The following is a 22,491-nucleotide window of genomic DNA, read 5'->3' as shown; positions in this document are numbered from 1 at the left end:
TACTAACGGCCTGCTTAATTGCGTTGACACAATGCTGACAGCTCATACCCTTGACCAGATAGATCTTTTCCAAGGTCACTGGTGTCGCCTCCTTCTCCCATTGCCCACTCCCGGGTCCAAACTAGTCCAAGTACCGTTTACAGTCAGATTACCCGAAACTTTCCTTGTATATACCCTGCTACGGTATCATGCAAACAGTCTATAATCGGTAGGGAAAACTGTCAAGCTCTAGTCAATGGGCCAATTGAAAATCTGCTTACATACCCGCAGGACCATAGCAGTATCGGTGCGACTAATGCCGGTAAATCTCGTCAGCCGATCCACCAGGAAATCGCAGAGCTCGTCGTTGCTGGGCATAACTGCCTCGATAATCAGGTCATAGGGTCCGGTGGCTACTGCAACGTAACGTACCTCTTTCTGCCGGGCCAACTGCTTGGCAATGGTGTCGATATGCTGGCGATTGACCTTCGCCCCCACTATGGCAACGGTATTCATTCCCACCTGGAAGGGGTTGATTACCCCGACAATGCGGAGGATACCGGAGCCGGTCAATATGCCAAACCTGCGTCGAATCGTCCGCTCCGTTACTCCCACCGCATTGGCCATATCTTGAAACCGATACCGTCCATCCTTCTGGAGGTAGGCGATCAGCTGCCTATCAAGGTCGTCAAGCTGATCAACATCAAACTCTTCTACCTCGGGAGGATCCTGTGCCCTTTCGTCGGTCACCGTAGGCTCTCCTTGGGGCCAGGGAACCCAGTCATAGGTTTGTTTGATCGTCTCCAGGATAACCGAAGTGTCTGTTTCCTCTATCCCATCGATTTTACCCAGCTCTTCAGTCAAGAAATGCAGCAGGTTGTGGCGTGATGCCACCACTGCGATGGCAACTAAGTCATAGGCACCGGTAGCGTAGGCCACATATCGGGTCTGGGGCAGACTAGACAGCTGCTCCATTACATGGACTATCTTGCCTCGTTCCGCCTTAACCCAAATAAATACTTCGCTAAAACCCGTCCGTGAGGGCTCCGCCACTCCCACGACCTGAACGAAGTTACCCTCTTCTAGGCGCCTAACCCGATTGCGAATCGTTCCTTCTGACACATCCAGGGCCTTCGCCATTGCCGTATAGGCCATCCGCCCATCCCGCTGCAGCAAGGATAGGATCCGGAAATCCAGTTCGTCCAGTTGGTTGTGCTCGATAATTCCCAACCTTCGCCCCCCTAACTCTGTGCCGTGAAGATGCTGTCATCAAGACGGTACACGCCCCGATCTACGCTCTAGTTCGAACGGAGCTCCAGAACCCTTTTTAGCTGCTGTTACGTCAATACTAGGGCCATATCCAAGTCAGCACCGCTTCACTAATCTCATCCAAGCAGCCCATCTCCGCGGCTAAATCCATCACCGTATACCGGTGGGGCTTCATCTCCCGCGCACTGCGCAGTGAGGCCTCCACCCACTCCCGCTCTAGGCCCAGTTCCCGGGGAGTAGCCGGTGCTTCTAGGGTCCTGAGATCCGCCATAATTCTCTCGATGTCTAACAAGGATGCCGGAACACGGCGTTGGATCTCTACCCAATGGTCTGACAGAAGCTCACCGGAAGCGCGAGCAAACTCCACAGCTTTACTTTCCCGCCAGGCCGCTGTGGCAATACTCTGCCAAGCTCCCTGAAAATCCTGCTCCAACTGCCGACTGTACTGTTCTAGACTTGGTCGATTGGCTCCTACCTGCTCCCAGTCAATTCGGTTCGGGTCCTTGGCCAGTAGCTCAGAATAGAATTTGGTGATGATGGGAGTAGCCACGGCCACCTTGGCTCCATGGTAAAAGAGTTTTCCCTCGGGAATTCCCCGGATCTCCCAGAAATGGGCCAACTCATGTTCCGCTCCCGAGACCGGTCGGGAATCATTGAACATCAAAATCGCCAGTCCCGACAGCACCAGCCCCTCCGTTAACCGCACCAGGGCCTCGGGTTCTCGCTGCCGTAAAGCCATCACATCGATGAGGGCCATCTGCAGCACTTGCTCCACGATACTATGGATGGTTGGACAGTAGTATTCCCCATTGAGAATGTGGGACAACATCCAGTCCGCCATGGCCACAGACTTACCCACTAAATCGCCAAAGCCCGCGGCCACCATCTCCAAAGGAGCAGTGGCCAGCAACTGGGCATCGATATATATAGCTGCCGGGTAAGTCGCAGGTACAGTTTTCTTGAAGCTGCCGGTGAGCAGGGCCGATACCGTCGACGCATACCCATCCATGGACGGAGCGGTACCCACGCTGATAAAAGCCTTTCCGGTGCGATGGGCCACAAACCGTACGATATCGTTGATGGTTCCCGCTCCGACGGCGACGAGAAAACAGGGTTCATCACCGATTGCCAAGAGAACTTGTCCCAGACTGTGTTCATCGGGCAACACCCAATGACGCTGGCCAAAGGCTCGCCGTGGTCTTAGGATCACTTCTTCTGTCGTGATCTGATCCGCCTCTAGAAGCTCCACCACTTTCCTGCCGGCCAAGTCATAGGTTGTCTCATCGGCAACGATTATCGCCCGGCGGGGCAGACCCAGATGGGCAACATCCTCAGGCAGATGCTCCAAAACATCCTCCCCGCTGCGGATTGTATGGATGGGCACGTGATGAACTCGACCACACTCACACTGGATTTGGCCACCGGCCAATTCCTCGGCACTCCAAGGCATATCACCGTACCTCCTGTTCTGCGTTGTTCCCACCAGTAAGTCGACTTCGACCCTCTAACCGATTTCCAAAACTGCCTTAATTACCCTTTCCTTCTCTTCATCCAGCATCTGAAAGGCCTTGGCTACATCCTGCAGGGGAAAGCGATGGGTGATTAGCTCTTCAAAGGGTAGATCGGCGGAGTACAGAATATCGATGGCTTCCTGGTAATCGGACTTCATGTACATCATGGTTCCGATAATACTTAACTCATGCTCCTGAACATAGCTCAGGTTGTTGATCGTTACCGGCGGACCAAAGCAACCCACCTGGACGATGGTCAGTCCCTTCCTGGCTAAGTCTATTGCCTGGTTCAAAGCCTGGGGTGCTGCGGAGCATTCAAAGTGAAGATCAGCCCGTTCCGGACCAAACTCCCGGACAATAACTTCCTCAAGATTGTCCCGAGTGGAATTGCACACAGTATCGGCACCAAAGCGTTGGGCTAGCTCTAGGCGGGAGTCAATCACATCCACCGCCAACACCTTGCCGGCTCCCATGCTCTTGGCAGCCACCAAAGTCAACAAGCCAATGGGTCCTACCCCAAAGATAACCACCCGATCTCCAGCCTTCATTCCGGAACGGTGGATAGCGTGGACACCAACGGCCAAGGGCTCCACCAAAACCGCCCGATCATAGCTGAGATCCTCGGGTACCGGTAACACTTTGTCGGTGGGAACCACGATGGACTGGGCATAGGCACCGGTGTCTTGGCAGCCGATCACCTTGAGATTCAAGCAGACATTGTAGCGCCCGTTGCGGCAGTTGTAACACTCACCACAGACTAGGTTGGGCTCCACCACTACCTTCTGTCCCGGAGAAAATTCCGTGACATCGGGCCCGACTGCCGCAACGTCTCCAACAAATTCATGGCCCAATACAATGGGGCAATGGATGAAGGCATGAACCCCATGGTATGCGTGAATATCGCTGCCGCAGATTCCACACAACTTGACATCAATGAGCACTTCCCCGGGCCCGGGCACCGGTCGCTCCACTTCTTCCAACCGAAACTCCTGTGGGTTGATTAAATTCGCCCTGAGCATCTTTGTCATTGTGATCTCCCCCTAATAACCCTCTTTGCCAGGAACTTCGCTTCCCACCAAAAGACTCCTTCCCCTCTGCCTCTGTCGCTGGTGAACAGGGGAACTTATCCACATCTGGCAAAAAAAACCCATTAAATGGGGAGTTCCTATCAATATCAACATGAGTTATCCACAGATAAGGTAGTTATCCCCACAACTTTTGCCCACAGGGTCTGGAGGGGCCAAAAGCAAGCTGCAAAGGGGTTTTCGGACAAGCTCCTCCGATTTCCCCAAAGTTTTTCCACAGTTATCCACAAGTTATCCACAGATGTGGATAACACGAATTTGTGTTTGTCAAAACCTATGTTTGCTTGGAAAAACCTCGCAAAAGCTAGGAGGTAGTTCTACAGGGGGTTTAGGAAAAAGGAAAGGGTTCCTAGTTCCCACTTTCGCCTTATCACATAATATGGACTAAGCGCCTTGACGATCTTATCTTTGCTATTGCTGTGATCGTAAGCCCTGGTATTCAAGGAGGTGTCACTCGTTGGCAGCAAGTGATGACACACGGGCCCAGCGTTTTGCTCAACTGACAATGAGAGAGCGGGAGGTGCTCAAGCTAATCGCTAAGGGTTTATCCAACGAAGAGATAGCCGAGCAGCTCTTTATTAGCAAGCACACCGTGAAAAACCATATTACGAACATCTATCGAAAGATTGGAAGTCGCAATCGGACAAAAGTGGCACTTTGGGCCATCCGGTATGGATTATTACCGATGGACTAAATACCACACCCACTCCCTACAAGCCCGTTGCAGGGAGCTTTTTTTGCTCCGGTGGTGTCCTAGCCATAGATTAATTGTCCAAGCTGTGGACAGATAAATAGGCGGTAAGCAAACACTTACCGCCGGAGAAAGGGAGGGATGGGATGCATTTGGCTTTCCCACTACATGGTATGCTATCGGAAATGGACCGCCATGGGATACCACTCCTATTTCCCCTCCTCCCTCCTTGGGTCTACCGATGCCGGCGGATGATAGGCGGAGGCAGCTTCCACTGCAAAGGTTCAAGGCGTGACTGGTCCCGTTCTTCCTGCCCAACAGCCGACTTAGTCTCTGCTTTTGCTGTAGACTCAGTCACTTCTACTGCATCGGCTTCGACCTCTTGCTCTGGACTCTCCTTCTCATCCTCAACTACTACCGCGGCAATTAGCGGCTCTGCTTTACTCTCCTTAGGTTCACCGTCTTCAGATTCACTATCCTCAATCTCAACGGGGGACTGCGCCGCTGTCTCCTCTGGCTCCGAGGCAGACGAGGCGACCTCTGGTGCGCTCTCTTCCGGTACAAATTCTAGTACTGGACTGGGCTCTGCATCCATTGGTTCTGATTCACTGGACTCTAGATCCAAATCGCCCAGGGCTTCCGTCTCCTCGACTTCCTCCTGGAGGACAGCTGTCGGTTCACTGCTGAGCTCAAGGTCCATCTCTGGCTCCACGGCCTCGGGGCCCATCGACTCAGCCTGCTCGATGATCAGCTCCTCCCCCCAAGGGGCTTTGGACTCTGCTGCGAACATTTCCTCAGACCCAAAGTCGTCATCTACATAGAGACCCGCGGGATAGTCTACCATCAAATCTTCACCATAGTCCCAGCTGTAGCGTCTGCGGGCCGGCACCGGCTCCACATCAAGCTCCCTGGCCTTAGGAGTCCACTCCAGCCAAGGATGCCAGTCGATGGTTTCCTCTCCTTCCGGCTGGGGCCACATCTCCTCGGGCAAGACTTCCATGGCTTTCCCTCCCGCTCCCGGTGACCCCAAGGGCACCAGACCCTCGACGGCAATCTCCTGAGCCTGTGAAATAAACCAATCCTCTTCCCAGTTGGCCTTGGGCCACATGTCCTCGTCTTCCTCCATGTCAGATACCAGATCTCCTATTTCCTCCTGGGCCAGTTCCTGGAAGTTCCAGTCAGGATCATAGTCCCCAAATTCAGCGGGTTCCGGATCACCAGCTTCATTTAGGTAGCTATGAACCTCCTCGGCCATCTCCACCAGGTTCCTAATCCTGGCCTGCAAACCTGCTATCTGGTCGGACAACTGAGCGAGTTCCTCGAACCGCTCATTCCTCTCTTCTCTCGTCTCGTCCATGGTTTTGTTATCCCTCCCCTACCCAAGTCCTAGTTCTCCCTACAATATATTGATGGAGGGGAAGTTGCGTGCTAAAATTCCTCGCCCCCAAGTCCTATAAAGGCCTGGAGGCGATTTAGAGCGCACTTTTTCCTAGGTAGGGTCATAGCATGGTACCAAAGGGCTGAGCTCGTTGGTACCGGGAGGACTGTGACGATGAACCGGATTAGATTCTACACCGAGAAGATTAAGAGAGAAGCCAAGAAGTTTCAGTGGTATCGATTCTTTGACTGGATACACATGCGGGGATATGGTTTACTCTTTGCCGCGGTAGTATTGTTGTTCTTTACCCTGCTGATCTCTCCCACTGCCGTATTGGTCCTAGTCACCTTCTTGTTAGTCCTACTGCTGTTAAGTATGACCAAGTAGGTGGCCAGTGCCATCTTTCTACCAGGGGACAAGCCCCAAGGCGCTGAGGAAGGATTTTCTGCATGTAACCATAATGAGTTAATGACTTGTATGCCATTCCCTAGTAATGAGTGATCTCAAGAGAGGCGTAAGTGATGAACAAGCTAACAAGGCAATATCTCGGACTACTTTCGGCAGTAGCCGCTTACAATATCCTTCATGAGGGAGCACATCTCATTTATGCTCTATCTGTTGGTGCGTTCAAGCGGATCAACTTCCTGGGACTTGGTATCCAGATTGACGTATATGCCGAGAAAATGAGGGACACGCAGGTTGGTATCTTCTGTCTTGTGGGAGCAGTTGCTACTCTGACAACGGCCTATGGGCTGGTTGTCGCAACGGATAAAATTTGTAAGGCAAAATCCCGGGTATTCAAAGCCTGTATGTACTATGTCACAATTGCTATGCTGTTCGCTGATCCCCTGTACTTGAGTTTACTGTATGGATTCTTTGGTGGGGGCGATATGAATGGCATCGCCCTGCTAGTTCCGGAAGGCATTGCCCGGACATTCTTTGGGGTGCTATTACTTGTTAATGGTTGCCTTTTCTGGAGATTGGTTCTGCCCAAGTACAAGAAGTCATTCTCTGATTGAACGTAGTTCTAGTAGTTCTATCGTAAGAACCTAGCTGCTGCTCTGAACGCACACTAAGGCACCCGCCTTATCTTGCATTCATCTAGCAGGGCCGGTACACTATAACAGTGATAGCCCAAGCTAACAATAGGTAGCGGTCTGCTAGAATGGATGTGTTGTCTGTGAATCTGCGTTATTTAACTAGAGCAGCCATCGTTGCTGCCATCTACATAGCCTTGGTGGTAGGGTTTGCTCCCTGGAGTTTTGGAGTTGTCCAGTTTCGCCCCGCGGAAGCCCTGACTGTCCTACCGATCCTCTTTCCCGAGGCAGTACCGGGGCTTTTTGTTGGAGTGATGCTGAGCAATATTATCGGGGGGTTGGGCCCCTGGGATATCTTCGGGGGTAGCCTGGTAACATTGCTGGCAGCCTATGTGACCTATAGATTCCGGGACTCTTGGATTGCCTTCGCCAGTCCCATTGTGTTCAACGCACTACTGATCAGTCTCTACCTGCGGGTGATCTTTCAGGTTCCCTACTGGATCACGGTCTTGAGCATCGGCCTCAGTGAAGCCCTTTCCGTATTGGGTCTAGGCCTGCCCCTGATCTGGATGCTGCGCCGCCGATCCCGGTGACTTACGCTATGTCAATCAACCCACGACCTGCGTCGTGGGTTAGTTGTAGCTAGACATTGTTGATTGTTACGTCATAGGCAATTTCTGCCTTCAGTGAGTTGGCCACGATGCAGTATTTTTCCACCGATAATTGGACGGCTCGATTAACCTTGGCCTCGTCGAGATCGGTGCCGGTAACGGTGTAGTGAAGCATCACGTGGGTAACCTGCCTGGGGTGCTCTTCGGCTTGAGTAGTGACCACTTCTATTTCCACACTCTGTGCTTGCTGTTTCATCTTGCCCAAGATAGAGACAACGTCCATCCCGGTACAGCCACCCACCCCAGCCAACAATAACTCCAAGGGTCGAGCCCCGCTGTTTTTCCCACCGGAAGTCTCAGAAGTATCCATAAACAGAGTGTGTCCCGACGGGGTGTGCGCGGTAAACGTCATACCCTCGTTCCAGTTGACCTTTAGTTTCATATCAACCATTCCCTCCCTAGTACCATAGATCGAATAGAGTAATTAGCAGCAGTGATCAATCAGGCCCTTCCCCTTAGGATCGGCCCAGGAGAAGGTACAATATTCCTTTTTCTCTATCCTTTCCCTTTCCTGCCTCCATCTACACTGGGCTCCCCGAAGGGATTAGTGATGATTTTCACCACCCTGGGCAACAGGAACCCTCTTGTCCATCCCGAAGTAACCCCGAAGTAACTTTGTATACCAATAATTCGCCTCTTGGAGGAAAATGGTAGTTTGTCTGGGTTTGTGACGTTTTTCGCGCTCTGTAGTGAATGGTATCACTTTCATTTTTTGGTTAGAGATTTGTATCCAAAGTGACAAGGATCACATAGCGGATATCTCGAATTTATATCTGCTTCAACCCTACTGGCCTTCTGCCTGTTTTTTCCTGGTCAGAAGCAGCTAGAGTTTTTTCCGCGTGTAGATTAAGCGAGGAGGTCTCGTTGTGATTAGTAAGCGCCATACCTTCCGAGGTGGAATCCATCCCCCTGAGGGCAAAGAACTCAGTAATCATAGGCCCATCGAGGTGCTGCCGGCGCCGAAAGTAGTGGCTATTCCCCTACGTCAACATATCGGTGATCAGTGCACGCCCTTGGTCAAACGGGGCGATGAGGTTTTCCTTGGACAGAAGATTGCCGAATGTGACGCGTTGATCTCGGCACCGATTCATGCATCGGTGTCAGGAACGGTCAAAGGGATAGAGACCTATCCCCATCCCGTCTCGGGAACCGTTGATTGCATCGTCATTGAAAATGACGGTGAGGACCGAATTTGTCCCGATCTACCTGAACCGGCGGATATCGCGCATTTGTCCCGCCAGGAGATCATTCATCGTATCCGGGAAGCTGGTATCGTTGGCCTGGGGGGTGCAGCCTTTCCGACCCATGTCAAACTGACGCCACCGGCGGATAAGCCCATCGACACCCTGATACTCAATGGCGCCGAATGTGAACCCTATCTCACCGGTGACCACCGTCTCATGGTCGAGCATCCTGACCTGGTTGTCTACGGCGCCCAAGCCTTGGCTAAGGCCCTGGATGTGACTAAGGTGTACATCGGGGTCGAGGTCAACAAGCCTGATGCCATCGAAGCCTTGACGAAGGCAGCTTCCGGGACCAATATCCAGGTTGTCGGTCTTGGGGTTAAGTATCCACAAGGGGCAGAGCAACAGCTAATCAAGTCCCTATTGAATCGGGAAGTTCCCCCTGGGTGCCTACCAAGGGATGTAGGGGTTGTCGTCAACAACGTTGGTACCGCGGCGGCAGCGGCCAACAGCTTAAAAACAGGACTGCCTTTGTATCAGCGAATAGTCACCGTCAGTGGAGAAGGCATTACTCAGCCCTCTAACTTCCTAGTTCGTCTAGGTACCCTCTTTGAGGAGCTAATTGCCGCGGCCGGTGGTCCCAAGGGTACTCCCCGGAAAATCATCATGGGTGGACCAATGACCGGATTTACCCAATACTCCACCCAGGTGCCTGTTGTTAAGGAAACTACGGGATTGCTGGTGTTTGCAGAAGACCAAGTTAAGGCTACAGAACCCGGTCCCTGCATCAAGTGTGGACGCTGTGTCAGCGTCTGTCCACAGTTCTTGCTGCCGGTAACCATAGCCAAATTCGCCCACGCCGGAATGCTGGAAGAGGCTGCCGAGTACGGCATACTCAACTGCATGGAGTGCGGCAGTTGCTCCTACGTCTGCCCGGCCCACCGCTTCCTAGTGCAAGACATCAAGATTGGCAAGCAAGAGTTGATTGCCAAGCGGCGGCAGCAAGCCAGCTAGCAGGGATAGACCCGATAGCTGGGTCAACGGGCATCAGTAATTCCTTTTCACCAGCTTAGATTGAACTTGTTTGACTATATTTCAGTAAGGAGAGGGACAGAATGGAACGCACTGACTCAAAGCTGCTCTTGTCTCCAGCTCCCCACATATCTTCCGGCGAGACCATCCCCCGGATTATGTACACCGTGCTGGCGGCAATGGCACCGGCAGCCTTGGCATCGATTTACTTCTTTCGGTTCCGAGCAGCTTTACTCATTGTTGCTTGTAGCGTCACAGCTTTAGTTACAGAGTATGTCTTTCAGAAGATCCGCAGGAAACCAATCACCATCTGGGACGGTAGTGCCCTGGTTACCGGGGTATTGTTGGCCTTCAACTTGCCGCCTTCCCTACCGGTCTGGATGGCTGTAGCGGGCACGGTCTTTGCCATCGCGATTGGAAAGCAGATTTTCGGTGGACTGGGGCATAACCCCTTTAACCCCGCTCTTGTTGGCCGTGTATTTCTCTTGGCAGCCTTTCCAATGGCAATGACTGCCTGGACCACGCCCATCGATGGACTGTCCACTGCAACACCCCTGGCAGCGCTCAAGGTGGACGTAGCCGCTTCCAGTACCGTTGATAGCTACAGCTCTGGAACAATGGATGCAGCCACTTCTGGTACCGTAGACAGCTACAGCTCCGGAACAATGGATGTAGCTACTTCTGGCACCGTAGACAGCTACAGCTCTGGAACAATGGACGTAGCCACTTCCGGTACCGTAGACAGCTACAGTTCCGGAACAATGGATGTAGCTACCTCGGGTACCGTGGATGGCGTCAGTTCCGGATCGGCAGTTACAGCCTCCTCCAGCACACCCATTAGGGATGAACTCAGCCTATGGGATATGTTCATTGGCCGTATGCCCGGTAGTCTCGGCGAAACATCGGCATTGGCTATTCTCTTGGGAGGACTTTTCCTCATTTACAAGGGTTATATCGACTGGAGAATTCCTGTAGGTTATCTAGGTACCGTAATTGTCTTTGCACTGGTCTTTGGGCAGGATCCACTCTTTCATCTCTTGACCGGTGGTTTGATGTTGGGAGCCTTCTTTATGGCCACCGATATGGTAACCACTCCCCTGACCACCAAGGGCCGCTGGATCTTTGCCATCGGTGGTGGTGTAATCCTGATGGTGATCCGTCTCTGGGGAGGATATCCAGAAGGAGTCTCATACTCGATTCTGTTAATGAACGGCTTCACTCCGCTGATCAACAGATTTACTCGTCCCAAATTCTTTGGGGAGGTGAAAGCCCGTGCGTAACTCCATGTCTTTGGTTATTACTCTGGCAGTAGTTTGCATTATCTCCGGTGCTTCCCTAGCTTATTTCCATCAAATGACGGAAGCGATTTTGGTACAGCGCCAGTTAGAGCAAATGAGAGATGCTGTAATCGCCGTCGTCCCGGGCGGCATCAGTTTCACCGAATCGACCTCAGATGCCCTGCCTGCCGGTACCGGTGGGCAAGCCCTTCCCGAGGGTATGAGGGTGTTCCCAGTCTTTGACGAAGGAAAAGCTCTCATGGGCTATGCAGTTCTGCACTCCACCAAGGGATTTGAAGGTCCGATTCGACTGATGGTCGGTATTGATCCCAATAGCCGAGTGATTACGGGATTGACAGTGCTGGAGCAATCAGAAACTCCGGGACTGGGAGCTCGAATTGCCGATGCTGGATTCCGCAATCAGTTTATCGGTAAATCCCTCGACGATCCCTTCGTAAGCGGAAACGATATCGATGGGATTACCGGTGCGACGGTCTCGACCGACGCAGTAATCAAGATTGTTCGAGAAGCCATCGCTAGCGTAGATACGGAGGCGAATTAGTATGCTTAAATTTTGGAGCGACCTATTGCGGGGACTGTGGAAGGAGAACCCCACCTTCCGCTTGCTGATTGGAATGTGCCCGACCTTGGCCATTACCACCAGCGCCACCAATGGGTTGGCGATGGGATTGGCCACGACTTTTGTGTTGATCTGCTCCTCAGCGATGATTTCTTTGCTGAAGAACGTGATTCCCAGTCAGGTGCGGATTCCCTGCTATACCGTTATTATCGCTACCTTCGTTACCGTTGTTGACATGGTTTTGGCAGCCAATGCTCCAGAGATCCATCAGGTCTTGGGACTATTTATTCCCTTGATCGTGGTTAACTGTATCATTCTCGGTCGGGCCGAAGCCTATGCCAACAAGGCTCCTGTGCACTTGGCCATCGCCGATGCCGCAGGAATGGGGATTGGATTTACCTGGGCCCTCACCTTCCTCGGTAGCATTCGAGAGATCTTGGGTATGGGTACCATCTTTGGAGTCTCTCTCTTTGGTTCCGGATTTACTCCCTGGCTCATCTTCCTGATGCCTCCCGGCGGATTCTTAACCCTGGGAATCTTGGTCGGAGGAATGAACCAGCTCACTGCCTACCTGGAGAAACGCCGCACCGCTGCGGTAAAGAGGCAGGCTGTATCTGGTACCACTGTAGCTCAGTAGGAGCGATTGTAAAGGAGGTTTAGCGGTGAGAGAACTTGCATTGTTGTTCGTCGGCTCCGTCCTGGTCAATAACTTTGTATTGTCTCGTTTCTTGGGCATTTGCCCCTTCCTTGGGGTTTCTAAGGATACGGACACGGCATTGGGTATGGGGATGGCTACCACCTTCGTAATGACCATGGCCAGTATCACTACCTGGTTAATTCAGCGGTTCATTCTCGATGCCTTTAATCTGCCCTTCTTGCAGAACGTGGTCTTTATCCTGGTGATTGCCGCCTTAGTCCAATTGGTAGAGATGTTCCTGCAGAAGACAAGTCCGGCCTTATATCAGGCTCTAGGAATCTTCCTGCCATTGATCACAACCAACTGCGCCATTTTGGGGCTGGCTATCTTGGTAGTGACCAATGGCTACAACCTAATCCAAACCGTTGTCTTTAGTCTGGGAGCGGGTGCAGGATTCACCTTGGCGATGCTGATTATGGCGGGAATTCGCTCGGAATTGCGCTTTGCCGATGTGCCTAAGGCTCTCGAGGGATCCGGGATTGCCCTGCTGATCGCCAGTATCATGTCCATGGCCTTTGCAGGCTTCTCGGGACTCATTGCCATGTAACTCGATAGAATATATTGAAGGGAAAATACGCGGACTCATAAGGAGGACCGATAATGAGCATAATTGCATCAATTATTACCACTGGGGTGCTCGGGGGCGCTTTGGGCCTAGGTCTAGCCTATGCTTCCAAGAAGTTTGCCGTCGAAACTGATCCCAGGGTAGAGCAGCTGGTAGAGGCTCTTCCGGGGGCCAACTGTGGTGGCTGTGGTCGAGCTGGTTGTCAGCAGTTCGCCGAAGCTCTGGCCAAGGGAGAAGCCGATGTAACGGGATGTCCGGTGGCCAGTGCAGAGCAGCGAGCCCAGCTAGCCAAGATTCTTGGAGTTGAAGCAAATGATGCTAACCGCATGATTGCCCAGGTACAGTGCCACGGTGGGAACCAGGAAGCCCTTACTCGGGCAGAATACAATGGTGTTCAAACCTGCCGTGCAGCTCAAGCTCTCGGCGGTGGCTTCAAGGGTTGTGAGTATGGTTGTCTGGGACTTGGCGATTGTGTTTTCTCCTGTCCCTTTGATGCGATCTACATGGGAGAAAACGGATTGCCGGTGGTGGACCCCGTGGCCTGCACCGGGTGCGGCAACTGTGTCAAGGCCTGTCCCCGCAGCATCATCGACTTGGTCAGTGACCAAAAACCCGTCCATGTCCGGTGTAAGTCTCTGGCCAAGGGTAAAGATGTGCGTGCCGTTTGTACCGTAGGATGCATCGGTTGCCGAGCCTGCAGTCGAGTTTGTCCCGCGGACGCCATTCCCGTCAACGACAATCTAGCCGCCGTGGATTATGACAAATGTATCGATTGCGGAGCCTGTGTCGAAAAGTGTCCCACCAAGGCCATCGAGTTTGAAGCCCGATTGGCTCACCTGAAGACCCAGGCTGCCAGCTAAGATTGGTCGGTTGAATAAAACCCGCCCGTTGACCGGGCGGGTTTTTGCTTCACAAAAAAAGCCCTGATACAGGGCTTTTTTCACAGAGACTAGAGAGTCCTTTGGAACCATTGGGCGGTTCTTTCCAGCACTTCCTCTTCCCAATCCCGCCGGTTGTAGGTATGATCCGCTCCCAGGAGAATGACCTTCTCCTTCTGGCCGGAAATAGCCTGCTCAAAGATGTCGGCATGGGATACGGGTACCGTCGGGTCTTCGCTGCCATGAACAATGAGTACCGGCCCGGCGAACTTAGCAATGGCCGCTGCGGGATCGTGTTTGCTGGCGTCCTCGTAGAATTCATAGTTGAGAACGTTGCCGCCAACGTCGGCATACCCCTGCTCCTTGGCCTTGGCCAGGGCCTCCTTGTTTTGGGCAAAGAGGGCAAAGTCAGCAACAGCAGACCACAGGGCCACTGACTTGACCCGGTCATCCCGTCCCGCTACACAAGCTGCCACCGCCCCTCCCATGCTCAGCCCCAAGACCCCGAGACGCTGGCTGTCCACTGCTTCTAATTCCGTCAGATAGTCCAGGATCTTGATCCCATCGGAAATTTCACCACTGACGGTCATATCGGCAAAATCGCCCTCACTGTCTCCCGAGCCCCGAAAATCAAAGCGCACCGCCGCAATACCTAGAGCATTAAGCCTGCGGGCCATTTTCACAAAGATCCGATGGGGCTCCACCTTGGTCCCGGTAAACCCATGGTACAAAGCCACAGCCGGGAAGGGACCCTCCCCTTCCGGCAGGTGAAGCATGCCCACCATCTGCTGGCCCAAATTCTTTATCACAACTGGTTTCTCCATGCAACCATCCCCCTCCATTAGTCTTTCAGACAACACCGCTTGTATTTAGCCCCGCTGCCGCAGGGACAAGGATCATTTCTGCCTACATCCCATATTTGTTTATGGACAGTCAATAGATCCTCCTGCATCTGTTCCGGGCGCTTACGGGCGTGAATCGCCTGGGCCAAGGTCCGCATATAGGGATCTACATAGTGAAAGAACCGTTTATAACCCTCACAGAGGTAATTCAGTCCCTGCTCTCCCGTGGGAGTAACGGCAAATCGATCCTTGGGGCAGGCCCCATTACACATGAATCTAACATCACAGTCCCGACAGTACTGGGGCAGGGCCTCAGATTTGTCGGTACCGAAGCGACGCTGAAACTCTGACTCCACCAGCTGCGCCATCGGTGTCTCCAGTATGTTACCCAGTTTGTACTCCGGAAAGACAAAGTGGTCACAGGAGTATAGATTACCGTTGTGTTCCATCGCCATCGCTCGCCCACAGGTCTCAGTAAAGACACACAGGCGAGGCCCAAAGCCAGCCCAGACCGAGGCACACTCTTCAAAGGTTTGAATGAATATCTTCCCTACACCATCCTGCAGCCAGCGATTAAACACACCGATGAGGAAACTTCCCCACTGTCTCGGTTCTACACTGCGCTGGGTCACCTGACCGCCACCCAAATGTTCGACTATGGGAATAAACTGAACAAACTCTACCCCCTCGTCCCGGAAAAAATTATAGACCCTTTCCGGATGCTGGGAGTTAACGTTGTTGACGGAGCAGAGAACATTAAAGTCGACCCTCTGTTCCTGTAATAAGTGCATACTTCGAAGCACACGGCTGTGAGTGGGGTTTCCGCCCTTGTCCCTGCGGTAGATATCGTGTAGCTCTGCCGGGCCGTCAACGCTTAAGCCTACGAGAAAGTTGTGTTCCCGAAAGAGGCGACACCATTCCTCGTCCAACAAAATGCCGTTGGTCTGGAAGGCATTTTCTACCTGCCATCCCGCGGGTAAGTAGCGGGCCTGCAGTTCCAGGACCCGTTGGAAAAACTCGATTCCCAATAAAGTTGGCTCTCCCCCCTGCCACGCAAAGGGAACAACGGGCCCCGGCTGGCTGGTAATATACTGTTTGACGTATTCCGCCAACACCCCATCGGTCATCTGGAAATCCTCTACCTGGGGAAACAACGCCTCCTTTCCCAGGTAAAAACAATATTCGCAGGCCAAATTACATACCGGCCCTATTGGCTTGACCATGATATGAAACGGTTGGTTCAGCTGCAATCTGTCATCCCTTTCCCAAGGCCACCGGCCAAGATCTCTAGTGGATTAATTCCCCTTAGTGATCTTGGCTCCCTGCTCCGTAATGGCATAGGCTAATTCCAGGGATTTCAGCGCCTCGGCACCGGAGACTTGGCAAGGACCTCCCGCTATGACCTGGAGAAACTCCTCCAGCTGATACTCCAGGGGCCATCCTGATTCTACCACCAATTCCTCCCAGGATTCTCCGTCCCGGGTAACGGTAACCCTGGGATCCAAGAGATCCACTTTCATCGTAATGGAACCCTGGGAGACCTTTAACTGACGCACCCGTCGATAGGCGATGCGGGCAGCGGTAACGGAGGCGACGGCACCGGGCCACTGCAGCCGAGCAATACACAAGTCTTCTTCTTTGCTTTCATCGAGGGTGAGGGTTTCCACCCACGGGATGGCCGGTTGCTCCGGCAGGATGCTGAGGATTAGGTCCAGGTCATGAATCATCATATCCAGAATGACTCCCACGCCCAGATCCCTTTGGGGAGGAGGACTTAAACGAAGGGCCTCGATCCGATCCGGTGGCCCCGATACCTGATCCTGCCACCAGCGACGGGCGGCTCTCCAGGCAGGGTTAAACCGTTCAACATGCCCTACCTGCAAGGGGGTATCATGCTCCTGGGCCAGCTCCACTAACTCCCGAGCAGACTCTAGTGTATCTGCGATGGGCTTTTCCACCAATACAGGGATGCGATGACGCAAAAACCACCCGGCTACTTCACTATGAAGTTCCGTAGGCACCGCCACTATTACCCCATCGATCTTCCCTACCAGTTCCCGGTAATCGAGGACAACGGGAATCCCCCATTTAGTCATCATATATTCCATCCGTCGTCGACCCACGGTACATCCCAGGACATCTATATCGGTGCGGTCCTCGACACAGGTCTTGACATGCTTTTCTCCCATACTCCCCAATCCAACAATGCCAATCCTCGGTCTGGTCAACGTTATCTCCTCCCACAAAGTTGGTTTAATTGGCTACCTCGACTACAACTCAAGCTATCTGCGGTTTCCAAGGAGGAACTGCATTCAGTTAAGGAAACTTTGAACTGAGATAATCTCCTCACTTCCCGATACAATTCTGTTTACTCTGTATCTATCTTCTCTGGCTTTCTATTTTTTCCTGGAAACTGGTCCTTCAGCCTTGGCAGGAACTGCAGTAGCCCATCAAGAAGGGATCGACGACAGAATGAACCTGTCGACACTGGGGTAGGGATAGGATTGATCACCCTACTTAAAGGTGGATTTACCGATGCTAAATTCGAATCTAAGACAGGTTGCTCTCATCGATGGCTATCTTGATGAGCCCTCATGCTTGGGAGTACCGCCATATATTTCACCACAAATCCGCTACGTCTACGGGGCCCTGCTGGATGCCGGATTGACACCGGACCAGATTCTCTACCGAACCATCGACCAGGTACGAAGCAACTGGGAGCTGGCCGCGGAGATTCTCGGGAGGATGGATGAAGTAATCATTATCGCTGGGGCCACGGTACCGGGGCGTTATCTGGGGGGCAGACCAATTTCTTCCCGGGAGATAGGCCAGATTAGGGAGCTGACCACCTCAGGCCCACTGATCTTAGGTGGACCCATAGTGCTTACCGGCGAAGATCTGCCTTCAGCGGACATAGTGTGTGACGAAATTGCCGCGACCTCGATTTTCGCCCACTTTACCGGCGGCAGTGTCCCTATAGACACCGATGGGAACCAGTGGGCTTCCGCCATTAATCGCTGGGCAGTGCTGGGTGCTGCCTTAACCACCAAACACCCTAACTACCCCTATGTGGTTTGTGAACTGGAAACCTATCGGGGATGTCCCCGGGCCCATAACTGTGCCTTTTGTACTGAAGCCAGGAAAAGAGTTCACTACACCCGTCCCGTTACCGATATTGTAGCCGAGGTAGCGGAGCTCTACCGCTTGGGCAACCGCTACTTCCGACTAGGATGCCAAACGGATCTGTTCTTGTATAACGCCCATCGCAGGGGCAAGGAACTCTTGATCAATGCCAGTGCTATCGAGGAGTTGTATCAAGGGGTGCGAGAAGCTGCTCCCGAACTGAAGCTGTTGCACATGGACAATGCCAACCCAGCAACGCTGATGCGGCAACCCGATGTAGCGGCTAAGGCCATCTCCACCATCGCCGCCTACAACACCGCTGGAGACGTAGCTGCCTTTGGCTTGGAATCCGCGGATCCCAAGGTTCTGGCGGCTAATTTGGTAGAAACCTCACCGGAGGAAACCTTCGAGGCAGTGCGATTAATGAATGAATTTGGAGGATGGCGAGAAGGAGGCATCCCCAAACTACTACCGGGGATTAATCTGATTCACGGACTGCTGGGGGAGACCAAGGAAACGATGGAGCTCAATTACCAGTGGCTCCTGCGACTGCTGGATTCCGGCCTGATGGTCCGACGTATTAACATTCGCCAGGTGTTGCCCCATGGCAACTACCGGGGGAGCAAGGTTCCCCAACATCGCTTTCAAGCCTACAAGGACAAAATCAACAAGGAGATTAACCGCCCGATGCTCCAACGGGTATTTCCCTGGGGCACAGTCCTGGAGGGCGTCATTATTGAGGAAGTTCGGGGCAAGGTCAGCTTCGGTCGACAACTGGGCAGCTATCCCATCTTGGTAGGAGTTCCCGGAGAATATGCCCTGGGGGAGATCCTCACGGTGCGGGTAATTGATCACGGATATCGCTCCATCACCGCATTACCTACCCCCTTCAACATCAATCGGGCCAGTGTGGCGCAACTCGAGGCCCTGCCGGGAATGGGCCGGAAGCGGGCTACCCAGGTATTTTTGGCCCAGCCCATCGCCGGTCCCGCGGAATTGGAGGCCATTTTGGGCCGAGACTTCGATTGGGGACCACTGCTTCCCTGGATTACCTTTGAGTAACAAATATGCCAAAGGGCACCGCTGTTGCGGTGCCCTTTTCTTTCATCCTTGGACTATTGGTTTTCCCTCTGAGATCCCTTAGGCCTGGAGACACTCCTTCACCTTAGCGGCGATACCCTTGGCGTCAATTCCAAAGGCCGCAGCCACCTCTTCAGCAGGGCCGCTTTCGCCAAAGCGATCGATGGAGAGAATCCTATCACCGGGACGGGCCAATTGAGCCCAGCCCGAACCCACTCCTGCTTCCACCATCAAACGCGGGGCACTTCCCAACACCGCGTCTTGATACTCTTGGGGCTGCGCCAGGAACAACTCCCGACAGGGCATCGATACCACCCGAACGGACTTGCCCTGATCCGGCAAAGAGGCTAGTCCCTCTAGGGTCAGTGTCACTTCACTACCCGTGGCCACCACTACGAGCGCAGGGTCACCCTCGGCTTCCTTGGCGATATATCCGCCCTTGGCCACCAACTCATCGATATCCTCACCCTCGGGTTTGGGAAATACCGGGACGTTCTGGCGAGTTAGAGCCAATACCGATGGACCCTTGGTGCTGCGCAGGCTGGCCAGCCAGGCTGCCCTGGTCTCCTGGGCATCGGCAGGTCGAAATACCGTCACATTGGGGATAATCCGCAGGGATTCTGTGTGCTCGATGGCCTGATGGGTCGGTCCGTCCTCGCCCAGCCAGATGGAATCATGGGTCAGAACATAGACTACCGGTTGGTTCATCAAGCCCGACAGTCTAATGGCTGGCCGCATGTAATCGGAGAAGACCAGGAAGGTGGCGCCAAAGACCCGCAATCCCCCGTACAGACTCATTCCATTGAGGATAGCACCCATCCCATGTTCCCTAACTCCAAAGTGCAGGTTTCTCCCGGAAAAATCACCAGGAGCAACGGAGCCCTTCCCCTCGAGGTAAGTCTTGGTGGAGGGGGCCAAGTCCGCGGAACCTCCTACTAGGTAAGGTAGGGCATCGGCCAGCTTCTGAAGTACCTCACCGCTGGCAGACCGGGTGGCGATACTCTGGCCCACTTCAAACCGCGGCAGCACCTCAGCAATATCCTCGGGCAGAGCCCAGTTCTGGGCGGCGTCCCACTGCTGTCGCAGCTCAGGGAACTCCTGGGACCATTGGGCAAAGAGGCTTTCCCATTCCTGCCGGCGATTGATCTGTTTCTCCCGCACCTGAGCAAAATAATCGTAGACCTCTTGGGGAACGTAGAATTCCTCTTGAGGTAGTCCCAGCTTTTCCTTCAGAGCCTTGACACCCTCCGGGCCCAAAGGAGCACCGTGGGACTCTTCACTATTTTCCTTGGGGCTGCCGTATCCGATTCTGGTCCGGGCAATAATCAAGCTGGGGCGTTCCTTTTCCGCCTGAGCTGCCTCAATGGCCTCACGAATCTCCGTAAAGTCATGGCCGTTGATCCTTTGTACATGCCAACCATAGGCTTCATACCTCATCCCCACATCTTCACCGAAGGCCAAATCGGTGCCGCCTTCGATGGAGATTTGGTTAGAGTCATAGAGGACTATCAGCTTACCCAGGCCCAGATGTCCCGCTAGAGACGAAGCCTCTTGAGCAACGCCCTCCATCAAGTCACCGTCGCCGCACAGGGCATAGGTGTAATGATCGACAATTTCATACCCCGGACGATTATACCGATGGGCTAAAATCCTTTCCGCCAAAGCCATTCCTACGGCGTTGCCGATTCCCTGACCCAAGGGGCCGGTGGTTGTCTCCACCCCAGGAGTAATGCCATATTCCGGGTGGCCGGGAGTCCTTGACCCCAACTGGCGAAAACGCTTCAGCTCCTCCATGGGCAAATCATAGCCCGCCAGATGGAGGAAAGAATAAATGAACATGGAGCCATGTCCTGCGGACAAAACAAATCGATCTCGATTGGGCCACTCCGGTTGCGTCGGATCGTAATTCATCACTTCTCCAAAGAGAACCGCCCCGATATCAGCGGTTCCTAAGGGCATCCCCGGATGGCCAGAATTAGCCCTTTCAACACCATCGGCCGACAAGCCCCTGACAGTGTTTGCAATAGTCTTAAGCAAAGTGCTGTGACCTCCTTATCAGCGTCGGTATTCGACCTACTTACTCTTCTAACATCTTGATTGGCCCTTGCCTCTACCAGATCCTCCCGAATTTCCTCCTTGACGGAAAGAAGGGAGCTAATTTATAGATATTGTCCCAATAACCGATAATACCCCATTCTCTCCCTGTGGTTGTTGATGGCTCTGATCCGATCCGATGTGGCCGGGTGGGTACGGCTGTACACCTCTCGTCCATTAAACTTTAGCTCCAGGGCCAAGAGTTTCTCCAACATACTAGCCATAGCGTCGGGATCGTAACCGGCTTTGATCAGATACCGAAATCCCGTGGCGTCAGCATCATACTCCTGACTCTTACTGTACCCTTCGGCAATAAACTGTTCAAAGAAGTTCACTAGATCCACGGAGCCCTGAGCGTCACCGGTGGCCACCGTGAGAAACACTGTGGCCAGCACCGTCACCAACTGGCGACGGTAGTTATCCACAGCATGCATATGGGTAATGTGTGCCGTTTCATGGGCAATTACCGCTGCCAATTCCGATTCCGTTTCCATCAAGTTCAATAGGGGCCGAGTGATATAGATATAACCGCCGGGCAATGCCAATGCGTTGTACTCCTTGGTCTCCAGAATACCCAGGGTAAAGGATAGCGTTGGCCGCTCGGAATTGGCGAAAATCGGTGCCGCCACCCCCTTGATCCTTTCCACCTCAGGCCCGTGGTAAGTGACTTTGTAGCGATTTTCGATATACTCCCGAGCTCCCTTGGCTAAGGTGGCCTCATCCCGTTCTGCAGGACTTGGCTTCTGCTGCGGTTGCGGCCCTTCACCCAGCCAGGCTGCCAGGGTCTCTCCAATGGCCCGGACCGATCGACGTCCATCCCGCCCCGTGGAGCTAATTTGGGTAAAGGGAATATCCTGGACTTCCTCCCGGTCCCGGTTATATACCTGCACCCGATGCTTCAGCTCATCGCTGATCCAAACCAGGTTTTTGGTTTTCAAAGCATCACAGACTAGCCCCAGCTCCTGTAGGGTCAAATAGTCCACTACCGTCCTCAGATCCTGAATCCCCAGTAAAGCTTTAGCCTCCCGGGCCACCTCAGCTTGGCTCAAGTAGGTGAAATTCCAGGGATGATCCAGGTCGGTGTCCCACAAAGAGGGCAGCAAAACAATGAAATCTACCATGGCGCCGGAGCGGGCCCGGCGAGGCTGCCCGGAAACTGTTAGGGTAATTTGCTGAGGATCTGGAGCTAAAGCCACGGGGATGATCTCTGGCTGCCTTCCCGGCTGGATCACGATAGCCTCGGTGGCGTCACTGCGAACCTGAGTGAGGGAAAAGCGTCCAGAAGAATTGCTGGTTCCCGCCACGTCGCCGATGAAAATCGCGGCATTGGCCATCGGGACGCCCGTAGAATCCACTACCATCCCAGCTACAGTAGTATACACAGGCCCCCGACTGCATCCCGTCAAAAGGATCCCCGCCAGGAAAAGGACCCAGGCTACAACCACCCAGCGTAATCTTTTGCCCACCATCAGAACCCTCTCCCCACATTTGCCGAAGATACTATGGGGAATATTAGCC

The 22,491-nt window shown here is 53.3% G+C and carries 21 protein-coding genes; 11 read left to right on the top strand and 10 right to left on the bottom strand.

Annotated features, from left to right (window positions below; genetic code table 11):
* Positions 1-228: 228 nt before the first annotated feature.
* The 3 genes from GX030_08760 to GX030_08750 form a co-directional block, all read right to left on the bottom strand.
* Complete coding sequence (locus tag GX030_08760) at positions 229-1,209, bottom strand: Lrp/AsnC family transcriptional regulator (GenBank protein ID NLV92465.1); 981 nt, start codon at positions 1,207-1,209, stop codon at positions 229-231.
* A 118-nt stretch (positions 1,210-1,327) separates the two neighbouring features.
* Entirely contained in the window at positions 1,328-2,698 is a 1,371-nt protein-coding gene (locus tag GX030_08755) for a sn-glycerol-1-phosphate dehydrogenase (protein ID NLV92464.1), read from the bottom strand.
* Positions 2,699-2,752: 54 nt separating this feature from the next.
* The gene (locus GX030_08750) at positions 2,753-3,787 is read right to left on the bottom strand and encodes an alcohol dehydrogenase catalytic domain-containing protein (protein NLV92463.1); all 1,035 of its coding nucleotides are present in this window, start codon (positions 3,785-3,787) and stop codon (positions 2,753-2,755) included.
* Between the two features lie 562 nt (positions 3,788-4,349).
* Here GX030_08750 and GX030_08745 point away from each other — a divergent pair.
* A complete protein-coding gene (locus tag GX030_08745) occupies positions 4,350-4,538 on the top strand; it encodes a response regulator transcription factor (protein ID NLV92462.1) in 189 nt (62 codons plus the stop codon).
* 232 nt (positions 4,539-4,770) lie between these two features.
* Here the strand turns inward: GX030_08745 and GX030_08740 are convergent, their stop codons facing one another.
* On the bottom strand, positions 4,771-5,892 hold the full coding sequence (locus tag GX030_08740) for a hypothetical protein (GenBank protein NLV92461.1): 1,122 nt from the start codon (positions 5,890-5,892) through the stop codon (positions 4,771-4,773).
* A gap of 195 nt (positions 5,893-6,087) precedes the next feature.
* On the opposite strand from GX030_08740, the gene GX030_08735 reads away from it, so the two are divergent.
* From GX030_08735 to GX030_08725, 3 genes are all read left to right on the top strand, one after another.
* Complete coding sequence (locus tag GX030_08735; GenBank protein ID NLV92460.1) at positions 6,088-6,300, top strand: hypothetical protein; 213 nt, start codon at positions 6,088-6,090, stop codon at positions 6,298-6,300.
* 134 nt (positions 6,301-6,434) lie between these two features.
* Positions 6,435-6,932, top strand: coding sequence for a hypothetical protein (locus GX030_08730; protein NLV92459.1), 498 nt, complete (start codon positions 6,435-6,437; stop codon positions 6,930-6,932).
* A 161-nt stretch (positions 6,933-7,093) separates the two neighbouring features.
* Entirely contained in the window at positions 7,094-7,543 is a 450-nt protein-coding gene (locus GX030_08725; protein NLV92458.1) for a QueT transporter family protein, read from the top strand.
* 49 nt (positions 7,544-7,592) lie between these two features.
* Here the strand turns inward: GX030_08725 and GX030_08720 are convergent, their stop codons facing one another.
* Positions 7,593-8,003 (bottom strand): OsmC family protein, encoded by a 411-nt coding sequence (locus GX030_08720; GenBank protein NLV92457.1) that lies wholly within the window; start codon positions 8,001-8,003, stop codon positions 7,593-7,595.
* A 487-nt stretch (positions 8,004-8,490) separates the two neighbouring features.
* Between GX030_08720 and rsxC the strand changes: the two genes are divergently transcribed.
* The 6 genes from rsxC (at position 8,491) to GX030_08690 (ending at position 13,816) form a co-directional block, all read left to right on the top strand.
* Positions 8,491-9,819 carry an electron transport complex subunit RsxC gene (gene rsxC / locus GX030_08715; protein ID NLV92456.1) on the top strand — a complete coding sequence of 443 codons (1,329 nt, stop codon included), beginning with the start codon at positions 8,491-8,493 and terminating at the stop codon, positions 9,817-9,819.
* Positions 9,820-9,920: 101 nt separating this feature from the next.
* Entirely contained in the window at positions 9,921-11,117 is a 1,197-nt protein-coding gene (locus GX030_08710; protein NLV92455.1) for an RnfABCDGE type electron transport complex subunit D, read from the top strand.
* A complete protein-coding gene (locus GX030_08705; protein ID NLV92454.1) occupies positions 11,110-11,676 on the top strand; it encodes an RnfABCDGE type electron transport complex subunit G in 567 nt (188 codons plus the stop codon). The genes GX030_08710 and GX030_08705 overlap by 8 nt, the downstream gene beginning before the upstream one ends.
* Before the next feature lies 1 nt (position 11,677).
* Positions 11,678-12,331 carry an electron transport complex subunit E gene (locus tag GX030_08700; GenBank protein ID NLV92453.1) on the top strand — a complete coding sequence of 218 codons (654 nt, stop codon included), beginning with the start codon at positions 11,678-11,680 and terminating at the stop codon, positions 12,329-12,331.
* A 25-nt stretch (positions 12,332-12,356) separates the two neighbouring features.
* Positions 12,357-12,938, top strand: coding sequence for an electron transport complex subunit RsxA (gene rsxA, locus GX030_08695; GenBank protein NLV92452.1), 582 nt, complete (start codon positions 12,357-12,359; stop codon positions 12,936-12,938).
* Positions 12,939-12,991: 53 nt separating this feature from the next.
* The gene (locus GX030_08690; GenBank protein NLV92451.1) at positions 12,992-13,816 is read left to right on the top strand and encodes an RnfABCDGE type electron transport complex subunit B; all 825 of its coding nucleotides are present in this window, start codon (positions 12,992-12,994) and stop codon (positions 13,814-13,816) included.
* Positions 13,817-13,905: 89 nt separating this feature from the next.
* Here GX030_08690 and GX030_08685 read toward each other — a convergent pair whose 3' ends face one another.
* The 3 genes from GX030_08685 to GX030_08675 all read right to left on the bottom strand — a co-directional run bounded on the left by GX030_08685 (position 13,906) and on the right by GX030_08675 (position 16,904).
* On the bottom strand, positions 13,906-14,658 hold the full coding sequence (locus tag GX030_08685) for an alpha/beta fold hydrolase (GenBank protein ID NLV92450.1): 753 nt from the start codon (positions 14,656-14,658) through the stop codon (positions 13,906-13,908).
* A 17-nt stretch (positions 14,659-14,675) separates the two neighbouring features.
* A complete protein-coding gene (locus GX030_08680; protein NLV92449.1) occupies positions 14,676-15,899 on the bottom strand; it encodes an anaerobic sulfatase maturase in 1,224 nt (407 codons plus the stop codon).
* 72 nt (positions 15,900-15,971) lie between these two features.
* A complete protein-coding gene (locus tag GX030_08675) occupies positions 15,972-16,904 on the bottom strand; it encodes a Gfo/Idh/MocA family oxidoreductase (GenBank protein NLV92448.1) in 933 nt (310 codons plus the stop codon).
* Positions 16,905-17,211: 307 nt separating this feature from the next.
* Between GX030_08675 and GX030_08670 the strand changes: the two genes are divergently transcribed.
* Complete coding sequence (locus GX030_08670) at positions 17,212-18,861, top strand: radical SAM protein (protein ID NLV92447.1); 1,650 nt, start codon at positions 17,212-17,214, stop codon at positions 18,859-18,861.
* A gap of 78 nt (positions 18,862-18,939) precedes the next feature.
* On the opposite strand, the gene tkt is transcribed toward GX030_08670, so the two are convergent.
* Both tkt and GX030_08660 read right to left on the bottom strand, forming a co-directional pair.
* Positions 18,940-20,916: a transketolase gene (gene tkt, locus GX030_08665; protein ID NLV92446.1), complete on the bottom strand. Its 1,977-nt coding sequence runs from the start codon at positions 20,914-20,916 to the stop codon at positions 18,940-18,942.
* A gap of 122 nt (positions 20,917-21,038) precedes the next feature.
* A complete protein-coding gene (locus GX030_08660; protein NLV92445.1) occupies positions 21,039-22,442 on the bottom strand; it encodes a M48 family metalloprotease in 1,404 nt (467 codons plus the stop codon).
* Positions 22,443-22,491: the final 49 nt, after the last annotated feature.

The organism is Bacillota bacterium (assembly GCA_012727955.1).
In the GTDB taxonomy this organism is placed as follows: Bacteria; Bacillota; Limnochordia; order DTU087; family JAAYGB01; genus JAAYGB01.
Note: the sequence above shows the minus strand (reverse complement) of the source record. Positions and strands in the feature narration are given on the sequence as shown.

Excerpts from the sequence above, each read along its gene's own strand:
- GX030_08740 (NLV92461.1), bottom strand. The coding sequence starts at position 5,892 with ATGGACGAGACGAGAGAAGAGAGGAATGAGCGGTTCGAGGAACTCGCT.
- GX030_08750 (NLV92463.1), bottom strand. The coding sequence starts at position 3,787 with ATGACAAAGATGCTCAGGGCGAATTTAATCAACCCACAGGAGTTTCGG.
- GX030_08690 (NLV92451.1), top strand. The coding sequence starts at position 12,992 with ATGAGCATAATTGCATCAATTATTACCACTGGGGTGCTCGGGGGCGCT.
- GX030_08700 (NLV92453.1), top strand. The coding sequence starts at position 11,678 with ATGCTTAAATTTTGGAGCGACCTATTGCGGGGACTGTGGAAGGAGAAC.
- GX030_08710 (NLV92455.1), top strand. The coding sequence starts at position 9,921 with ATGGAACGCACTGACTCAAAGCTGCTCTTGTCTCCAGCTCCCCACATA.
- GX030_08680 (NLV92449.1), bottom strand. The coding sequence starts at position 15,899 with ATGGTCAAGCCAATAGGGCCGGTATGTAATTTGGCCTGCGAATATTGT.
- GX030_08660 (NLV92445.1), bottom strand. The coding sequence starts at position 22,442 with ATGGTGGGCAAAAGATTACGCTGGGTGGTTGTAGCCTGGGTCCTTTTC.
- GX030_08735 (NLV92460.1), top strand. The coding sequence starts at position 6,088 with ATGAACCGGATTAGATTCTACACCGAGAAGATTAAGAGAGAAGCCAAG.
- GX030_08755 (NLV92464.1), bottom strand. The coding sequence starts at position 2,698 with ATGCCTTGGAGTGCCGAGGAATTGGCCGGTGGCCAAATCCAGTGTGAG.
- GX030_08720 (NLV92457.1), bottom strand. The coding sequence starts at position 8,003 with ATGAAACTAAAGGTCAACTGGAACGAGGGTATGACGTTTACCGCGCAC.
- GX030_08670 (NLV92447.1), top strand. The coding sequence starts at position 17,212 with ATGCTAAATTCGAATCTAAGACAGGTTGCTCTCATCGATGGCTATCTT.
- GX030_08685 (NLV92450.1), bottom strand. The coding sequence starts at position 14,658 with ATGGAGAAACCAGTTGTGATAAAGAATTTGGGCCAGCAGATGGTGGGC.
- GX030_08745 (NLV92462.1), top strand. The coding sequence starts at position 4,350 with ATGAGAGAGCGGGAGGTGCTCAAGCTAATCGCTAAGGGTTTATCCAAC.
- GX030_08730 (NLV92459.1), top strand. The coding sequence starts at position 6,435 with ATGAACAAGCTAACAAGGCAATATCTCGGACTACTTTCGGCAGTAGCC.